This is a genomic window from Rhizobacter sp. (genome assembly GCA_019635355.1).
Taxonomy (GTDB): Bacteria; Pseudomonadota; Gammaproteobacteria; order Burkholderiales; family Burkholderiaceae_C; genus Rhizobacter.
In genome coordinates this window covers 1664796-1681118 of the sequence record JAHBZQ010000001.1, presented here as the reverse complement: position 1 = coordinate 1681118, position 16323 = coordinate 1664796, and the positions used below count along the sequence as shown (strand labels likewise).

Below are 16323 nucleotides of genomic sequence, written 5' to 3'. Positions count from 1 at the left end.
ACCTCGGGGGGGCAAGGCTACTGATCGGCGACGGTGGAAGTTATGTTTCTCATTGTGGACGTACCGGGTTGATGTGTATAGAATGAGATTCACTATGCCAGCCCGCGCTCCTACCCCTGATCTGGCGGCCGTCGCCCGTCTGGGCACGCTCGGGCTGGACATCCGCGCACGCCGCAAAGCGCTCGGTGTGAGCGCCCAGGCCGCGGCCGCGGCGGCCGGCATGTCGCGCGTGACCTGGCATCGCATCGAAGGCGGTGAGCCGTCGGTGACGATGGGCGCGTACCTCAATGCCTTGAGTGCACTGGGCCTGCAGATCCAGGTCGGCGAGGTGGCGGTGCCCGCCGCCAAGCCCGAGGCACCGCCCGTGCCGCAGCGCATCCGCCTGGCCGACTACCCCCAGCTCAAGCGCCTGGCCTGGCACGCACCGGGGCTCACCGAGCTGACGCCGGCCGAGGCATTGAGCCTCTACGAGCGGCATTGGCGCCACCTCGACCGCGAAGCGCTAGACGCAAAAGAGCGTGCGCTGCTGGAAGCGCTGACGCAGCAGGAAGCGAAGGGGCGCCTGCTTGTTTGAGCGCGCCCACCACCGCCGCATCGCGACCGTGCTGGAGTCGCTCGACGCGCCCTTGCTGCTGGCGCACCGTTGCCTCTTCGGTGGCGGCACGGCGGTGGCGCTGCGATTTGGCGAATACCGGGAGTCTGTGGACGTGGACTTCCTGGTGTCCGACGTGGCGGGCTACCGTGAGCTGCGCCAGCGCCTCACCGGCCCGAAGGGCTTGCAGGCCTTGCTGCGCGACGGCGCGTCGCTGCAGACGCTGCGCGAGGTACGCGCCGATCAATACGGGCTGCGAACGATGCTGCGGGTCGACGGTGCGGAGATCAAGTTCGAGATCGTGCTCGAAGGCCGCATCGAGCTCGACCCGCCGGGCCCCGACGATCTGGTGAGTGGCGTGGCCGCGTTGACCCGCCTCGACATGGCCACGACCAAGCTGCTGGCCAATTCCGACCGCTGGGCCGATGACCTGGTGTTCAGCCGCGACCTGATCGACCTCGCGATGATGCAGCCCAAGGGCAAGCTCCTAAAGCAGGCCCTCGCCAAAGCGCAAGCGGCCTATGGCGAGAGCGTGGAGCGTGACCTCGCCAAGGCGGTCGACCACCTGCTTGGCCGCGAAGGCCGCTTGGAGCGCTGCATGGCCGCGATGCAGGTCACGGTGCCCCGCGCGCTGCTGTGGCAGCGCATCAAGGCCTTGCGGCCTGCCGGTGCCGCTTGACCAGCCCGACCGAGCCCACCTGCGCGAGAGACCGTCAAGCGGCGAGGGCCGCTGGCGCCGGGCCGAGCGCGTCGGCCAGGCGCTGTGCATCGAGCAGCTGCACCAGCACCTTCTCGGTGGTGTCGCCGTTGGAGGCGCGGCAGTCGATCAGGCCCTTGAGGCTGGCCGCAAAGCCGCCGCTGCCGGCGGGCACGGCGTGCAGGTCGCGGTCGGCCACTTCGATCACGCTCAGCACGTCGTCCACCCGCAGGCCGAACACCGAGGCCGCGGTGCCCTGGCCGCGGCGCAGCAGCAGCACCACGCCATCGGTGGCCCGCGCGGCCTGCGTGACGCCGGTGAGGCGGCGTGCGCAGATCACCGGCACCGCGCGGCCGTCGCCGGCCGGGCCGCCGGCGAGCGGCAGCATGCCGATCACCTGCGAGCCCACGCCGGGCGAGCGCACCACCTGCTGGGTCGACACGACTTCGAGCACCGCGTCGCTGTCGAGCGCATAACGCGCGTTGCCCACCTGGAACACCGCCATCTCGCGCCTCGCGTCGCGCAGCGGCGCATGCGGCGTGCTCAGCTCGTAGTCGCTGAAGCGCAGGCCGCGCCGCTCGGTGGTGCCGATCTGCAGCCCCACCACGGCGCGCACCTGGTTGTCGTAGCCATCGCTCTTCTTGAACTCGCGGTAGCCGCCGGCCGATGAGCTGGCGCAGGCCCACATCACGCCGTCGATGTCGAGCAGCTCGCCGCTCTCATGGGTGTCGGCACGGCCCTGCGGGCGCACCTTGGCGGCCAGCTCGGGGTGCGTGGCGGCGAGCACGCGACCACTCGCGTCGACGAAGGCGGCGTGCCCGGCACGGGTGCCGAGGATGTCGCCCAGCATCGCCGAGAGTTCGCGCGCCGCGTTGAAGACGATCGCCACGCCGCCGGCGAACACACGCTCGTCGTGCTCGGCGCGCACGGCGGCGAGGTAGACGTAGGTGTCGCCGTTGTCGTGCAGCGTGGTCGGGCCGAACTCGCTCACCGCGTAGTGCTGCGAGCCCTGCAGTGCGCGCACACGCTGCAGCCAGGCCTCGGGCACGCCGCTGCCGACGATGCTGCCCCCGGCGCCGCTCTCCGCGCGCGAAGCGCCGCGGATCACGCCTTGCGCGTCGAAGGCGACGAGCCGGCTGTACACGGTGTAGAGCCCGTTGATGGTGTCGAGCACGCCGTTCACCGCGGCGCGGCTCTCGGCGCTGTCGGGCGAGGCCAGCTCGTGGCGCAGCACCGGCGAAAGTGCCCACCAGCGGCAGTCGTTGGCGCGCTCGTAGAGATTGCGGTCCATCAGGTCGGCCGCCAGCCGCGCCAGCTGCTGCGCCTGCCGGCAGGTGCGGCCGAACGAGGTGGCCGAGAGGTCGACGATGGCGTTTTCCAGCCGGCGGCGGGTGCGCAGGCCGGCCTGGCTCACCTGGCGCAGCACGGCCTTGAGCCGGCTGCGGCCGTCGTCGCTCTGGCCCGTCATGAGGCGGCCGTTCCAGATCACGCGGCGCAGCTCGCGGTTGATCGCGTCGGCATCGTGCTCCACGGCCGAGAGTTCGCCGGTGGCGAGCTGGGTGCCGGCCATCGAGGTGGCACTCTCGCCCGCGCCGTTGAACGCGGTCAGCAGCGAGACCATCGCCAGCGCCCGCCAGCGCGGCCCGGCGTAGCCCTGGTAGCCGTGGCCGGCGCAGCACACTGCAAGGTACTCGCGGCCAGCGAAGGTGGTGAGCGCGACCTGGCCCATCGGCAGCCGGGCGAAGCGCGCGCCGAGCGGCACGTGCGCCTCGTCGTTGGTGACGATCACGCGGTTGGCGTCGTCGAGCAGCACGATGGCGATCTGGCCCTGTGCGTCGCTCACGTCGGCAAAGATGCGCTCCATCTCGTCGGCAAAGCGAAAGCGCAGCACCAGCACGCCCACCGCATGGCCGCGGGCGTTGACGATGCGGTGCGCGTAGCGCAGGCAGGGCAGGGTAGGCTCGCTGCCGAGGTCGCTCAGGCCGAAGGCTTCGACATACGCGCCCGCGGCGAGCGCCTGCGCCGCGATGGGGTCGTGGCTCTTCGCGAGTGGGTGGCGGTCGTCGAGCCGCAGCAGCAGCGTGCCGTCGGGCGCGAGCAGGGCGATGTCGTCGTAGACGGTGTACTTGGCCTGGTACTCGCGCAAGCGCTCACGCAGGCGCTCGCGCTGCGTGGCCCGGGTGTCGGCATCGGCGGCGCAGAAGTCCACCACGGGGCCGTCGGTCGCGAGAAAGCCCACATCGGCGGTGCGCTCGTAGAGGTTGCGCACGAGGATGTCGATCGCGCATTGCGCGCGGGCGCCGAGGTCGTCGCCGAGCGCGGCGCTGTTTTCCTCGACCATGCGCTCCACCAGCCGGCTGCGCATCTCGTCGAAGCGCTCGCGCGTGTTCACGAGTGTGGGCATCAGCGAAGACACCTCGTCGGGGCAACTGATGGCCGCGCTGGTCTCGATCATCTGCCAGAGCACGCTCAGGTCGCACAGGTCGCGCTCGGCCACCAGGACGCGGCGCATGTGGGGAAGCAGTTGATCGGCGTGGGCCACGGTGGGGTCTGCGAGGGTTGTTGGTGCCGTCGACGAGTCTAGGCACGCACGGCTGGCCGCTTGCGGGAATTTGGCACGTGTTTGCGCGCTGTTTCTCGCCGATGCGTCCGGAATTGGCGCCGGATTCACCTGCATTCGCCTCGATCGCCGCGAGGGCCGCTGCCCACAATGGTGCGACCCCACTTTGCCCATCGTTCCCCATGAAAAAGTCGACCGCGAAGCCCCCGATGGTGGCGGCGAGCCCGGCAGACGTCGCCGTCGCCGAGCCGTCGGAATTCGACCGCGAGCTGGCGCTGGCACGCTCCGGCAGCATGGGGCTGGGCGAGCTGATGAACCGCAGCCAGCTGCTGGCGCAAGACGGCAAGGCCGATGCCGCCGCCGAGCTCTACGAAGCCTGGATCGCGCACACCGTCTCGCCGCTGCTGCACGTGGCCTGCTTCAACTGGGGCACGCTGCTCGGCAACCTCAACCGCATGCCCGAGGCCGAGCGCGCCTACCAGCGCGCGCTGGCCCTGAGCCCCGGCTTCCACCAGGCGCGGCTCAACCTCGGCCACCAGCTCGAACGCCAGGGTCGCCCCGCCGAAGCCCTGGCCGAATGGCAGAAGGTGGCCGACCAACCCGGCATCGAAGACGAGCTGCTGCTGCATGCCCTCAACAACATGGCGCGCCTGCTGGAGACGCTGCGCCGCTACGACGAAGCGCTGGCCTGCATGGTCAGGAGCCTCGAGCACAAGCCCACGCAGAACGACGTGATCCAGCACTACGTGCACCTGCGCCAGAAGATGTGCGCCTGGCCCGTCTACCAGCCGATGGGTGACGTCACCTTGAACCGCCTACTGATGGGCACCTCGGCGCTCGCCATGCTCGGCGAGAGCGACGACCCCGCGCTGCAGCTGTTGGCCGCGCAGCGTTTCGTGAACGAACGCCTGCCGCGCCAGCAGCCCGAGCCCTTCCACAAGAGTGGCCCCAAGCGCGAGGGCAAGATCCGCATCGGCTACCTGTCGGGCGACCTGCACATGCACGCCGTGGGGCTGCTGTCGGTCGAGCTGCTGGAGCTGCACGACCGCGAGCGCTTCGAGGTCTACGCCTTCTCATGGAGCCGCGACGACGGCTCGCCGCTGCGCGCCCGCATCCGCGCCGCGATCGACCACTACGTGCCCATCGGCGGGCTCGACGACGCCACCGCCGCGCGTGTGATCGCGCAGCACGGCATCGACGTGCTGGTTGACCTGCAGGGCCTCACCAGCGGCGCCCGCCCCGCCATCGTCGGCATGCGGCCCGCGCCCATCCAAGTGAGCTACCTGGGCCTGCCCGGCACCTGCGCGCTGCCCGGGGTCGACTGGATCCTCGCCGACCGTTTCGTGATGCCGCCCGAGCTGCTGCCGTACATGACGGAAAAGCCGATCTACGTGCCCAGCTGCTACCAGGTGAGCGACCGCAAGCGCGAGGTCGGCCCGACCCCGAAGCGTGCCGACTACGGCCTGCCCGAAGACGCCTTCGTCTTCTGCTCGTTCAACAACACCTTCAAGTTCACGCCGGCGCTCTTCAAGAGCTGGATGCGCATGCTGCAGCAGGTGCCGAAAAGCGTGCTGTGGCTGCTGGCCGACAACGAATGGGCGCTCGAGAACCTGCGCCGCGAGGCCGATGCCCACGGCATCGCGCGCGACCGGCTCATCCTCGCGCCGCGCGTGCAGCCGCCCGAGTACCTGGCCCGCTTCCAGCTGGCCGACCTGATGCTCGACACCTTCCCCTACAACGCCGGCACCACCGCCAGCGATGCACTCTGGATGGGCCTGCCCATCGTCACCTACTCGGGCCGCAGCTACATCTCGCGCATGGCCGGCAGCCTGCTCACCGCGGTGGGCCTGCCCGACCTCGTGACCTTCACCCTCGCCGACTACGAGAAGCTCGCCGTGCAACTGGGCAACAACCCGCTGCGCGTGGCGTCCTACAAGCGCTACCTGAACGAGCAGGGTCGCCAGTCGAAACTCTTCGACGTGCCGCAGCTGGTGCGTGACATCGAGGCTGAGTTCGAGCGGTTGGCGCTGGAGTACCGGGGGCGCTGACCTAGGCGCCGGCTCGGCGGGTGGCGTGCCCGAGGCCGCTTTCCCACTCGGGCGCCATCTTCTCCAGGAGCGCCGCCTCGATGCGCGCATCGCCGCGCGCCGCGTCGAGCGTCTCACGCATCGCCTGCGCCATGCGGTCGATCACCTGCTGCGGCTTGCGCACGCCACACACCTCACGCCCGAAGCGTAGCAAGGTCTCGGTGTCGGGATAGGCCCGGCTGCCATGCTTGCCCGCGCGCAGCTTGAGTGCGAGCGTGCGGTCGATCGCTTCGTCACCACCAGGGCGCTGGTAGGTGTAGATGGTCGTCGTGACCACATCGAAGAGCGGCGCGAGCCGTGCGTCGCCTGCGTGGGTGTACAGCAGGCCGAAATTCTTGAGGTGGGCGTCGCCGTTACGCACCATCACCGAAAGCACGAGTTGCTCGTAGAAGCGTGCGAGGTCGAGCGCAGGCTCCGTGCTGAAGATGCGCACGATCTCGGCCAGGGCCTCGTAGCTGCCTTCGTACTTGCGGTTCGAGAGCCGGTCGTACACCTGCCGCCCCATCAGTGCGGCGATGTCTTCGAAGCCCAGGCGGTGGCCTTGCGCATCCATGTCGAAGCGGTCGACCACGAGGATGCTGCCGTCGGCCGACAGGTCGACCTTCGAGACTTCGATGCCGGCGCGGCGTGCGGCCTCCATGCACAGGTATTCGTTGGCGGCGAGGCCGGGGTAGTCGGCGCCAGCCAGTTTCACGATGACGTCGGGGACGGGCACCATCGCGCGCGTGGGCAGCATCAGCTTGGGCTGCACGCCCGACACCCCCGCGCTCACCGACAGGTAGGCGTCGACCAGCTGGCCGAAGAGCCGTGGCCCGGCCGTCGATTGCAGCAGCGTCTGGCGATCGACTGGCGCCCGCGCGAGGGGCATCTCGCCGTCGAGCGAGAAGCCGACGCGGCCGATGCCGTTGCTGCCGGTGAGTGCGAGCAGATGCATCTTGGTGAGCGTCTGCTTGGGGTGCCGGTCGCGGATGGCCATGAAGAGAAAGCCTTCGGGCAGATTCATGTCCATCGACGGGAACAGGTCGCCATCCTGGTGGACCAACCTGTCGGGCAGCATGAGCAGGCTCACGGGCGGCTGGCCGGCATCGTCGCGTGCGTAGGTGAAGGTGTATTGCGATTCGCGCGTCAGCGTGCCCGCGGGCGCGGGGCCCACGGTGACGTGGAGCTGCTTCAGCTTGTCGGGCAGCATGGTGTCACTCGTTGTCATCGCGGAAGCGCTCGCGGGCTTCGTCGAGCGTCGGCAGGCGCGCCGGGACGAGCGCGAGCTGATGGCCCATGGCACGCAACAGGTCGAGCAGCGAACTCACCGACACGTCTTCGCCATGCTCCAGGCGGTAGAGGATGTCGCGGCTGCGGCCCGCGCGGCGTGCCACGGCGGTGGCGGTGAGCCCTTGCGATTCGCGCGCGCGTGAAACCGCCTCGGCCAGGTCAGGCAAGGTCCGGATGGGCGTGGATGTGTACGACATTCACGACATTTTGCATCTCATGCGCCAATATTGTCCAGATTAATGGGCGCATGACGCGCTGAGCACGGCGAAGCCGGAAGCGCGGAATAGTGCAGGAATCGCCTCGTTATTGAAGGCACCGGCAAGAGGGCAGCCGCTCACAATGAAACGGACTCACTCTGCCGTCATCGCCTGCGCATTGGCTTGCGCCGGCACCCCTTCATGAGCGCACGCCAGGAACCGTTCATCGCCGCACCCGCAGGCTCGTTGCATGCCGACGATGCCCTGGCGCAGGCGATCGTCTGGCTCTGCAAGCACCACGGGCGCGAGCGTTCGGCCGAGTCGCTGCTGGCCAACACGCCGGTGGAAGGCGCGCTCGGCCCCGACCAGGCGGTGCGCATCATGCGCGAGGCGGGCTTCAACGCCGGCCTGGTGCAAAAGCGCATTTCCGACATCCACGCGCTGCTGCTGCCGGCGGTGCTGCTGCTGAAGAACGGCGATTGCGCGATCGTCATCGCGCGCCACCCCGCCGAGAAGGGCGCCGACACCTACGACGTGGTGATGCCCGGCCCCGAGAGCCACGCCTGCAAGGCCACCGAGGCCGAGCTGTCGGGCGAATACACCGGCTTTGCCTTCGTGGCCTCGCCCAAGCCGCAAGCCACCTCGGGCGCCGCGCAGGAGCTGCTGCTGCTCGACCCCAACCGCCACTGGCTGTGGGGCACGCTGCGCCGCTTCATTCCTTACTACCGCTCCGCGCTGCTGGCCGCCGCGCTGAGCAACGTGCTGATGCTCGCGAGCGGCCTCGTCACCTCGGTCGTCTTCGACAAGGTGCTGCCGCACCAGGCCTTCATCACCCTCTGGGCGCTGGCCATCGGCGGCTTCATCGCGCTCGCGTTCGACCTCATCGCGCGCCAGCTGCGCAGCCACCTGATCGACCGGGCCGGCAAGAAGGCCGACCTCATCATCGGCTCGCTGCTCTTTCGGCAGACGCTGGGCGTGCGCATGGAGCACCGCCCCGAATCGGCCGGCTCCTATGCCCACCACCTCGCGCAGATCGAGACGGTGCGCGACTTCTTCGCCGGGGCCACGCTGTCGGCCTTGAGCGATTTGCCGTTCATCGTGATCTTCGTCGCCATGACCTTCGTGATCGGCGGCCCGCTCGGCTGGGTGCTGGTGGCGGCGATTCCGTTGATCCTCGGCACCGCGTGGATGATCCAGTCGTCGCTGCGCCGCTCGATGAGCGCCAACATGACGCACCAGGCCGACCTGCAGGGCCTGCTGGTCGAGGCGGTCGAAGGACTGGAAGACGTGAAGGTCGTGGGCGCGCAGGGCCGCTTCCTGCGCCGCTATGAAGAAGCCACCGCCGCCGCGGCCGACACCGCGCTGCGCGCACGCGCGCTCGGCGGGCTCACGAACAACATCTCGGCCATGTCGCAGCAGCTCATCACGCTCGTGATGCTGGTGGTGGGCGTGTACCTCATCGCCGATGGCCAGATCTCGAGCGGCGCGCTCATCGGCGCCATCATGTTCGCCGGCCGGGCGGTCGGCCCGCTCGGCAGCGTGGTGGGCCTCGCCACCCGCTACCAGGGCGCACGCGCCGCGATGGTGGCGCTCGACCGCATGATGCAGCTGCCCACCGAGCGTGTGCCCGGCGCCAACTACGTGGCCCGCCATGAGGTGACCGGCCGCATCGCGCTGCGCGACCTGAGCTTCGCCTACCCGCCCACCTCCGAAGGGGCCACCGCACCGAAGGTGCTGAAGGGCGTCACGCTCAAGTTCAACCCGGGCGAGCGCGTCGCCATCCTCGGACGCATCGGCAGTGGCAAGTCGACGGTGCTGCGCCTGCTCGCGGGCCTCTACCAGCCGACCGAAGGCCTGGTGGAAGTCGACGGCATCGACTTGCGCCAGATCGACCCGGCCGACTTTCGAGCGAAGGTCGGCTTCGTGTCGCAGGAGCCGCGCCTCTTCAAGGGCACGCTGCGCGAAAACGTGCTGATGGGTCGCGCCTCGGTCGACGCCACGCGGCTCGCCGAAGTGGCCCGCGTCACCGGCCTCGACCGGCTCATCGCCTCACATCCGCAAGGCTGGGAGCTGGAGGTCGGCGAGATGGGCTGCCTGCTCTCGGGCGGCCAGCGGCAGCTCGTTGCGCTCGCACGCTGCCTCGTCACGCAGCCGCAGATCCTCCTGATGGACGAGCCCACCAGCTCGATGGACGCGCAGAGCGAAACCCTCTTCCTGCGCCAGCTCAACGAAGCGCTGGGCACGCGCACCGTGGTGATGGTCACGCACCGCCCCGCCGTGCTCGACCTCGCCCAGCGCGTGATCGTGGTCGACGGCGGCAAGGTCGTGCTCGACGGGCCGAAGGCCCAGGTGCTGGCGGCACTCTCGGGTGCCAAGCCGGCCGCCACGGCCACGCCGGAATCCACCACCTCGCCCAACGTGCACCTGCACCCGTCCACCCAGCCGGTGCAGCGGCAGGCCTCGGTCTAGTCGACCACAGCAGACATGGCCTTCTGGAAACGCAAACCCAAGGAGCCCCAAGGCGCCGAGATGGCCTACGTGGCCGACGTGCGCGCCGCGATGGTGGTCGACGCCATGCCCGGCACCACCTGGGCGCTCTACCTGATGGCCGCCGTCGTCACCGCCGCCATCGTGTGGGCGACCTTCGCCAAGGTCGACGAGGTCACGCGCGCCGAAGGCCGCGTGGTGCCTGAAGGCCGAGAGCAGGTGATCGCCAGCCTCGAAGGCGGCATCCTGCGCGAGCTGCACGTTCGCGAAGGCACGCAAGTCTTCGAGGGGCAGGAGCTGGCGCAGCTCGACCCCACGCGCTTCGAGTCGCAGCAGAACGAAGGTGAGGCCAAGCGCGTGGCGCTCCTGGGCACCATCGCACGGCTCACGGCCGAAGCGAGCGGCCGGCCGCTCAAGTTTCCCGACGAAGTGCGCAAGGCCGATGGCGTGGTGGCCGGCGAGACCGACGCCTTCAACGCCCGCAAGCTCGCGCTCGACGAAGCCCTCAACACCAACGCGCGCAACGTGGCGCTGCTGATGAAGGAGCTGGGCGTCTCGGAAGCGATGGCCGCCAAGGGCCTCATGAGCGAGGTGGAGGTGATGCGCCTGCGCCGCCAGGTCAACGACCTGCAGCTCAACGCCCGCGAGCGCGTCAACAAATTCCGGCAAGACGCCAGCACCGACCTTGTGCGCGTGCAGACCGAACTCTCGCTGCTCGACGAGCAGATGGCCGGCCGCGCCGACGTGCTGCGCCGCACCGTGCTCACCTCGCCGGTGCGGGGCCTGGTGAAGAACATCCGCGTGAACACGATCGGCGGCGTGGTGTCGCCCGGCGCGCCCATCATGGAGATCGTGCCCATCGGCTCGCGCGTGCTGGTGGAGGCCCGCCTTAAACCGAAGGACGTGGGCTTTGTGCGCGTGGGCCAGAAGGCCGAGGTCAAGCTCGCCGCCTACGACTACACCACCTACGGCGGCCTCCACGGCAAGATCGAATACATCAGCCCCGATGCGCTGGGCGACGCCGACAAGGGCACGCCCGATTCCACCTACTACCGCGTGACGATGCGCACCGACCGCTCCACGCTGAAAGAGAAGAACGGCAAGCCGCTGCCCATCCTGCCGGGCATGACGGCGATGGTGGAGGTGCGCACCGGCGAGCGCTCGGTGCTGAGCTTCATCCTGCGGCCGATGATGAAGTCGCAAGAGGCCTTCAGAGAACGCTGATCCGGGGTGAATTGGGGGCCAAATCCCCCTGCTTTCCACCCATCGAGACGCGCCCATCCGCGGTGTACTGAGGGGAATGCTGCCCCGTAGTCCGCAGCCCCTCGTGGAGCCCGTCTTGATCAAACCCACCGCCCAACACCTGCTGCCGGCCTTTGCTGCCGTGCTGGCGCTCCTGGCCGTGACGCCCGCCGATGCCAACTGCATCGACGAAGGCTCCGCCGAGGCCCGCACCGATGCCAGCCCGCTCAACGAGCGTGTCGACCCCAACACCGCGCGCGACAACCTGCGCGCGATGGTCGAGCAGGCCATGCAGCGCAGCCAGGCCATCGGCGCGAGCCGCCTGCTGGCCGAAGCCGCCGCCATCGACGTGAGCGAAACCCGCGCCACCCGCTTTCCGCAGGTGAGCCTGGGCGGCAACGTGGGCACCGTGCGCACCGAAGTCGGTGGCGTGCAGGAAGAAAGCGGCAAGCAAGGCCGTGCCACGCTGAGCGTGAGCGTGCCCCTCTTCGACGGCGGCCGCATCTCCGACCTCACCGACTGGCGCAAGAGCCTCGCTGAAGCCGCCCGCCTGGGCGAAGTCAACACGCAGGAGCAGGTGGCGCTGCAGACGGTCTCGCTCGCCATCGAGCGCAGCCGCTACAACCTGCAGGCCCAGGTCTACCAGCAGTACGCCCGCAAGATGAGCTGCCTGGTCGAAGCGCTGCAGACCATCGTGCGCGCCGACCGTGGCCGCACCAGCGAGCTGGTGCAGGCGCAGAAGAACCAGAAGCAGGCCGAGCTGTCGTTCTCGCAGACCCAGGCCACCGTGCGCCAGATCGAGACACGCCTGCGCCGCTTCGTGGGCGACACGCTGCCGCCGACCCAAGGCATGTCGTCGCTGCTCTTGAGCGTGCCGTCGTTGCCCGACGTGCTGGCCCAGGCCGAAGCCTCAGCCGACATCGCCCAGCTCGGCGCCCAGGCCGAAGCCGCCAAGTACTACGCCGAATCGGTGAAGGCCCAGCGCTGGCCGCAGGTCAACGCCGTGGTGAGCGGCACCACCATCCGCGGCACCGGCTACGGCACGCAGTGGTCGGCCGGGGTCAACGTCAACATCCCGCTCATCAACCCGCCCGTGGGCTATGCGATCGACTCTTCGCAGAAGCGCGCCGAGGCGGCCCGCTTCCAACGCGAGGACGCCTTGCAGGCCCGGCGCTTCCGCATGACCGAGGTGCACGACCAGGCGCTGTCGGCCTTCGACCGCGCCCGCCAGGTGGTCGAGGTGCTGCGCGACAGCGACCGCGTGCGCAACTTCACGCTGCAGCAGTGGCAGCAGCTCGGCCGGCGCTCGCTCTTCGACGTGATGTCGTCGGAAGGCGAGCACTACAACCTGCGCGTGCAGTACGTCAACGCGCTCTACGACGGCCAGCAGTCCAACGCGCTGCTGTGGTCGCTGGGGCTGGGCGTGCGCGCCCAGCTCAAGTAAGCCGCTCTCCGAACCCGACACACGAGGACGAACCTTCATGGGCCTGATGACCGATGCCGAGCGCGACTCGCTCGCCGCCACCGCCTTGCGCGCCCGCCAAGACCGCTTCAGCGTGGTCGACGAGAGCGCGCGCGTGGGCCTCGGCACCACGCTCGGCCCGCATGTGTTCATCGATGCGCAAGCGGTGGTGGGCGAGGGCTGCACCATCGAAAGCGGCGCCCACCTGTGCCGCGGCACGGTGGTCGAAGACGGGGTGCACATCGGTGCCCATGCCGCCTTTGCAAGTTCCCCCGGAGCCCCCGGCAACGCGCAGCCTGCGGCCATCGTGAAGGCCGGCGCCTGGATCGGCGCCAACACCAGCATCCTCGCTGGCGTGACCATCGGCGCCAAGGCCATCGTGCGCCCCGGCGCTGTCGTCTCGCGCTCGGTGCCGCCAGGTGCGATCGTCGAAGGCAACCCGGCCAACATCATCGGCTACGTCGATGCCGCCCCCGGCCCCGGCACGGCGCCGCAGCACGGTGGCCCGCGCGGCGGCGCCCGCCTCGAAGAGACGGCCGTGAAGGGCGTCACGGTGCACCACTTCCCGGTGATCCCCGACCTGCGCGGCAGCCTCACGGTCGGCGAGTTCGACCGCCAGGTGCCGTTCACCCCTAAGCGCTATTTCATGGTGTTCGGCGTGCCCAGCCGCGAGATCCGCGGCGAGCATGCGCACCACCAGTGCCACCAGTTCCTGATCTGCGTGCGCGGCAGCTGCGCCGTGATGGCCGACGACGGCGAGCACAAAGTCGAAGTGCTGCTCGATTCGCCCGACCGCGGCATCTACCTTCCGCCCATGACCTGGGGCGTGCAGTACAAGTATTCGGCCGATGCGATGCTGCTGGTGTTTGCATCCGACTACTACGACAACGCGGACTACATCCGCGACTACGCCGACTTCATCCGCTTGGCACGCAGGTGATCGGCGTGGGCCTTCGATACCTCAGGCTGAGCGGTTGGTTGACTTCGTCGAAAACCGCAGGCCGCTCAGCCTGAGGTATCGAAGGCCCGCTCGGGCCGCGCAGGCGGAATTGACCCCCCTTTCCCCTCGCTTTCCGGGCATCAGCGCCCACTCACCTGCGGTGTACTGAGGGGCATGAGCAGCCCCTCGTCCCACGACAACGCGCCCTTCATCCACCGGCTGGCCGACTGCCAGAGCACGGCCATCGGCCCGGGCTCCAAGGTGTGGCAGTTCACGGTCGTGCTGCCCGGCGCGAAGATCGGCGCCAACTGCAACATCAACAGCCACTGCTTCATCGAGAACGACGTCGTCGTCGGCGACGACGTGACGGTGAAGTGCGGCAACTACCTCTGGGACGGCATCACCCTCGAAGACAAGGTCTTCGTCGGCCCCAACGTCACCTTCTCCAACGACCGCTACCCGCGCAGCAAGCAGTACCCCGAAGCCTTCGACCGCACGGTCGTGAAGAAGGGCGCTTCCATCGGCGCGGGCGCGGTGATCCTGCCCGGCATCACCATCGGCGAAGGCGCGATGGTGGGGGCGGGCGCCGTGGTCGTGAAAGACGTGCCGCCCCATTCGGTGGTGCGCGGCGACTACGCCCGCAACGTCTACCTTGCCAAGAACAGCTGAGCCACGCCATGACCCACCCGAGCGTTCCCTTCCTCGACCTCAAGGCGGTGCAGATGACGCAGCGCGACGAGCTGCGCGCCGCCTTCGACCGCGTGCTCGACTCCGGCTGGTACATCCTCGGCCAGGAGGTCGCGCAGTTCGAAGCCGAATACGCCGGCTGGTGCGGCGCGGCGCATTGCATCGGCGTGGCCAACGGCCTCGATGCGCTCACGCTCGCCCTGCGCGCGATGGGCGTGGAAGCCGGCGACGAGGTCATCGTGCCGTCGAACACCTACATCGCCACCTGGCTCGCGGTGAGCCACATCGGCGCCGTGCCGGTGCCGGTGGAGCCCGATGCGCTCACCTTCAACCTCGACCCCGCGCGCATCGAAGCGGCGATCACCCCGAAGACGAAGGTCATCCTGCCCGTGCACCTGTACGGCCAGGCGGCCGAGATGGGCGCCATCGTCGCCATCGCGCGCCAGCACGGCCTGCGTGTGCTCGAAGACGGCGCCCAGGCCCACGGCGCGAAAGTGCAAGGCCAGCGGGTGGGCGCGCATGGCGACGCAGTGGCCTGGAGCTTCTACCCCGGCAAGAACCTGGGTGCGTTGGGCGACGGCGGCGCCGTGACCACGAGCGACCCGCAGATTGCCGAGCGCCTGCGCGTGCTGCGCAACTACGGCTCGCGCGTGAAGTACCACAACGAAGTCATCGGCTACAACTCGCGGCTCGACGAGCTGCAGGCCGCGCTGCTGCGCGCCAAGCTTCCCGCGCTGCAAGCCCAGAACGAGCGCCGCGCCGAGATCGCGCAACGCTACCTGCAAGGCCTCGCCGGCATCGGCCTCGCACTGCCCTTCGTGCCCCCCGGCCACGAGCCGGTGTGGCACCTCTTCGTGGTGCGCCACCCGCAGCGTGACGCGCTGGCCCAGGGCCTGGCCGCACTCGGCGTGCACACCATGATCCATTACCCGGTGGCGCCGCACCTGCAGCCCGCCTACGCTTCCCTCGGCCTGAAGGCCGGCAGCCTGCCGATCTCGGAAGCCATGCACGCGCAGGTGCTGAGCCTGCCCATCGGCCCCACGCAGACCGATGCGCAGACCGAGCAGGTGATCGCCGCTGTGCGAGAGGTCGTCGGCCGCCTGCACAAGCTTGCTGCCTGAACCAGGCCTGGGACATGCAGATCACCACCCTCATCCCGGCCTACAAAGAGGCCTACCTGCCCGAGCTGCTGCAGTGCCTGCGCTCGCAGTCGCACAAGCCCGGCAAGATCATCTTCTCCGACGACAGCCCGGGCGGCATCTACCGCGCCACGCTCTTCAGCGACGAGCTGGCGCCACTGCGCGCGGGGCTCGACATCGAATGCGTGGAAGGCCCACGCAAGGGCGGCGGCTACGCCAACATGCTGCACCTCTTGAAGGTGTGGAACGCACGGACCGAACTCTTGCACCTGCTGCTCGACGACGACGTGATCTACCCCGAGTTCTACGAGCGCCACCTGATCGCGCACGCGTCGCTCAAGCTCAGCTGCTCGGTGAGCCGCCGCTGGTCGGCCGACGAACAGGGCCGCCCGCTCAAGAGCGACCTGCCGCTGCCCCCCGCCGTGGCACGCCACCCCAACCGCCTGCTCACGCTCGATGCCGGTGTGCTGTTTGCCACCACCGCCATCGACGGCAAGAACTGGCTGGGTGAGTTCTCCAACGCCGTCTTCCATGCCGACACGCTGCCGGCGCTGCTCAACCCGAGCTTCGGCACCGTGTCGTATGCGGGCCTGTGGGACCTGGGCGCCTTCATGGCCGCGAGCCTCGTCGGCCCGGTGGGCTACGTGCACGAGCACCTGGGCTTCTTCCGCACCGGGCCTGCGGGCAACTCGTCGAAGTTCTTCGGGCCCTACATGAAGAGTGCCTTCCTCGGCTACGTCGCGCTCGTGATGGGCGGCGCCGAGATCGGCCGCTACACGCCCGAGCAGGCGCGCGGCGCCTATGGCCGCCTGGGCCCGGTGCTCGCGCAGTACTACGGCAGCCAGGACGACATGAAGCCCTTCATCGCGCTGATGCCCGCGCTGGCCCAGGGCGATGCACTCGCCGAGGCCAGCTTCCGCGAGCTGTGGAAGGCCTTCCTGCGCACGCACGACTTCTGACGCGC

At 69.2% G+C, this 16323-nt stretch carries 13 protein-coding genes; 10 read left to right on the top strand and 3 right to left on the bottom strand.

The window, feature by feature from the left end:
- Positions 1 to 94: 94 nt before the first annotated feature.
- Together KF892_07410 and KF892_07405 are read left to right on the top strand one after the other, a co-directional pair.
- Entirely contained in the window at positions 95 to 574 is a 480-nt protein-coding gene (locus KF892_07410; protein ID MBX3624822.1) for a helix-turn-helix domain-containing protein, read from the top strand.
- On the top strand, positions 567 to 1271 hold the full coding sequence (locus KF892_07405; protein MBX3624821.1) for a nucleotidyl transferase AbiEii/AbiGii toxin family protein: 705 nt from the start codon (positions 567 to 569) through the stop codon (positions 1269 to 1271). The genes KF892_07410 and KF892_07405 overlap by 8 nt, the downstream gene beginning before the upstream one ends.
- Before the next feature lie 34 nt (positions 1272 to 1305).
- Here KF892_07405 and KF892_07400 read toward each other — a convergent pair whose 3' ends face one another.
- Complete coding sequence (locus KF892_07400) at positions 1306 to 3801, bottom strand: chemotaxis protein CheW (protein ID MBX3624820.1); 2496 nt, start codon at positions 3799 to 3801, stop codon at positions 1306 to 1308.
- 257 nt (positions 3802 to 4058) lie between these two features.
- On the opposite strand from KF892_07400, the gene KF892_07395 reads away from it, so the two are divergent.
- Positions 4059 to 5897 (top strand): tetratricopeptide repeat protein, encoded by a 1839-nt coding sequence (locus tag KF892_07395; protein MBX3624819.1) that lies wholly within the window; start codon positions 4059 to 4061, stop codon positions 5895 to 5897.
- Between the two features lies 1 nt (position 5898).
- Here KF892_07395 and KF892_07390 read toward each other — a convergent pair whose 3' ends face one another.
- Both KF892_07390 and KF892_07385 read right to left on the bottom strand, forming a co-directional pair.
- Complete coding sequence (locus KF892_07390) at positions 5899 to 7125, bottom strand: type II toxin-antitoxin system HipA family toxin (protein ID MBX3624818.1); 1227 nt, start codon at positions 7123 to 7125, stop codon at positions 5899 to 5901.
- 4 nt (positions 7126 to 7129) lie between these two features.
- Positions 7130 to 7402: a helix-turn-helix transcriptional regulator gene (locus tag KF892_07385; GenBank protein MBX3624817.1), complete on the bottom strand. Its 273-nt coding sequence runs from the start codon at positions 7400 to 7402 to the stop codon at positions 7130 to 7132.
- A gap of 201 nt (positions 7403 to 7603) precedes the next feature.
- On the opposite strand from KF892_07385, the gene KF892_07380 reads away from it, so the two are divergent.
- The 7 genes from KF892_07380 (at position 7604) to KF892_07350 (ending at position 16318) form a co-directional block, all read left to right on the top strand.
- On the top strand, positions 7604 to 9871 hold the full coding sequence (locus KF892_07380) for a type I secretion system permease/ATPase (GenBank protein MBX3624816.1): 2268 nt from the start codon (positions 7604 to 7606) through the stop codon (positions 9869 to 9871).
- 15 nt (positions 9872 to 9886) lie between these two features.
- A complete protein-coding gene (locus KF892_07375; protein ID MBX3624815.1) occupies positions 9887 to 11113 on the top strand; it encodes an HlyD family type I secretion periplasmic adaptor subunit in 1227 nt (408 codons plus the stop codon).
- 115 nt (positions 11114 to 11228) lie between these two features.
- Positions 11229 to 12575, top strand: a complete 1347-nt coding sequence (locus tag KF892_07370) for a TolC family protein (protein MBX3624814.1) — start codon at positions 11229 to 11231, stop codon at positions 12573 to 12575.
- Between the two features lie 37 nt (positions 12576 to 12612).
- Positions 12613 to 13533 (top strand): WxcM-like domain-containing protein, encoded by a 921-nt coding sequence (locus KF892_07365; GenBank protein MBX3624813.1) that lies wholly within the window; start codon positions 12613 to 12615, stop codon positions 13531 to 13533.
- 174 nt (positions 13534 to 13707) lie between these two features.
- Positions 13708 to 14202 carry an N-acetyltransferase gene (locus KF892_07360; protein ID MBX3624812.1) on the top strand — a complete coding sequence of 165 codons (495 nt, stop codon included), beginning with the start codon at positions 13708 to 13710 and terminating at the stop codon, positions 14200 to 14202.
- Positions 14203 to 14210: 8 nt separating this feature from the next.
- Positions 14211 to 15341: a DegT/DnrJ/EryC1/StrS family aminotransferase gene (locus KF892_07355; protein MBX3624811.1), complete on the top strand. Its 1131-nt coding sequence runs from the start codon at positions 14211 to 14213 to the stop codon at positions 15339 to 15341.
- Positions 15342 to 15355: 14 nt separating this feature from the next.
- Complete coding sequence (locus KF892_07350) at positions 15356 to 16318, top strand: glycosyltransferase (GenBank protein ID MBX3624810.1); 963 nt, start codon at positions 15356 to 15358, stop codon at positions 16316 to 16318.
- Positions 16319 to 16323: the final 5 nt, after the last annotated feature.

Bases quoted from the DNA above. Each gene is read 5' to 3' on its own strand.
- KF892_07410 (MBX3624822.1), top strand. From the start codon at position 95: ATGCCAGCCCGCGCTCCTACCCCTGATCTGGCGGCCGTCGCCCGTCTG.
- KF892_07385 (MBX3624817.1), bottom strand. From the start codon at position 7,402: ATGTCGTACACATCCACGCCCATCCGGACCTTGCCTGACCTGGCCGAG.
- KF892_07365 (MBX3624813.1), top strand. From the start codon at position 12,613: ATGGGCCTGATGACCGATGCCGAGCGCGACTCGCTCGCCGCCACCGCC.
- KF892_07360 (MBX3624812.1), top strand. From the start codon at position 13,708: ATGAGCAGCCCCTCGTCCCACGACAACGCGCCCTTCATCCACCGGCTG.
- KF892_07400 (MBX3624820.1), bottom strand. From the start codon at position 3,801: ATGCGCCGCGTCCTGGTGGCCGAGCGCGACCTGTGCGACCTGAGCGTG.
- KF892_07375 (MBX3624815.1), top strand. From the start codon at position 9,887: ATGGCCTTCTGGAAACGCAAACCCAAGGAGCCCCAAGGCGCCGAGATG.
- KF892_07355 (MBX3624811.1), top strand. From the start codon at position 14,211: ATGACCCACCCGAGCGTTCCCTTCCTCGACCTCAAGGCGGTGCAGATG.
- KF892_07350 (MBX3624810.1), top strand. From the start codon at position 15,356: ATGCAGATCACCACCCTCATCCCGGCCTACAAAGAGGCCTACCTGCCC.
- KF892_07380 (MBX3624816.1), top strand. From the start codon at position 7,604: ATGAGCGCACGCCAGGAACCGTTCATCGCCGCACCCGCAGGCTCGTTG.
- KF892_07390 (MBX3624818.1), bottom strand. From the start codon at position 7,125: ATGCTGCCCGACAAGCTGAAGCAGCTCCACGTCACCGTGGGCCCCGCG.
- KF892_07395 (MBX3624819.1), top strand. From the start codon at position 4,059: ATGGTGGCGGCGAGCCCGGCAGACGTCGCCGTCGCCGAGCCGTCGGAA.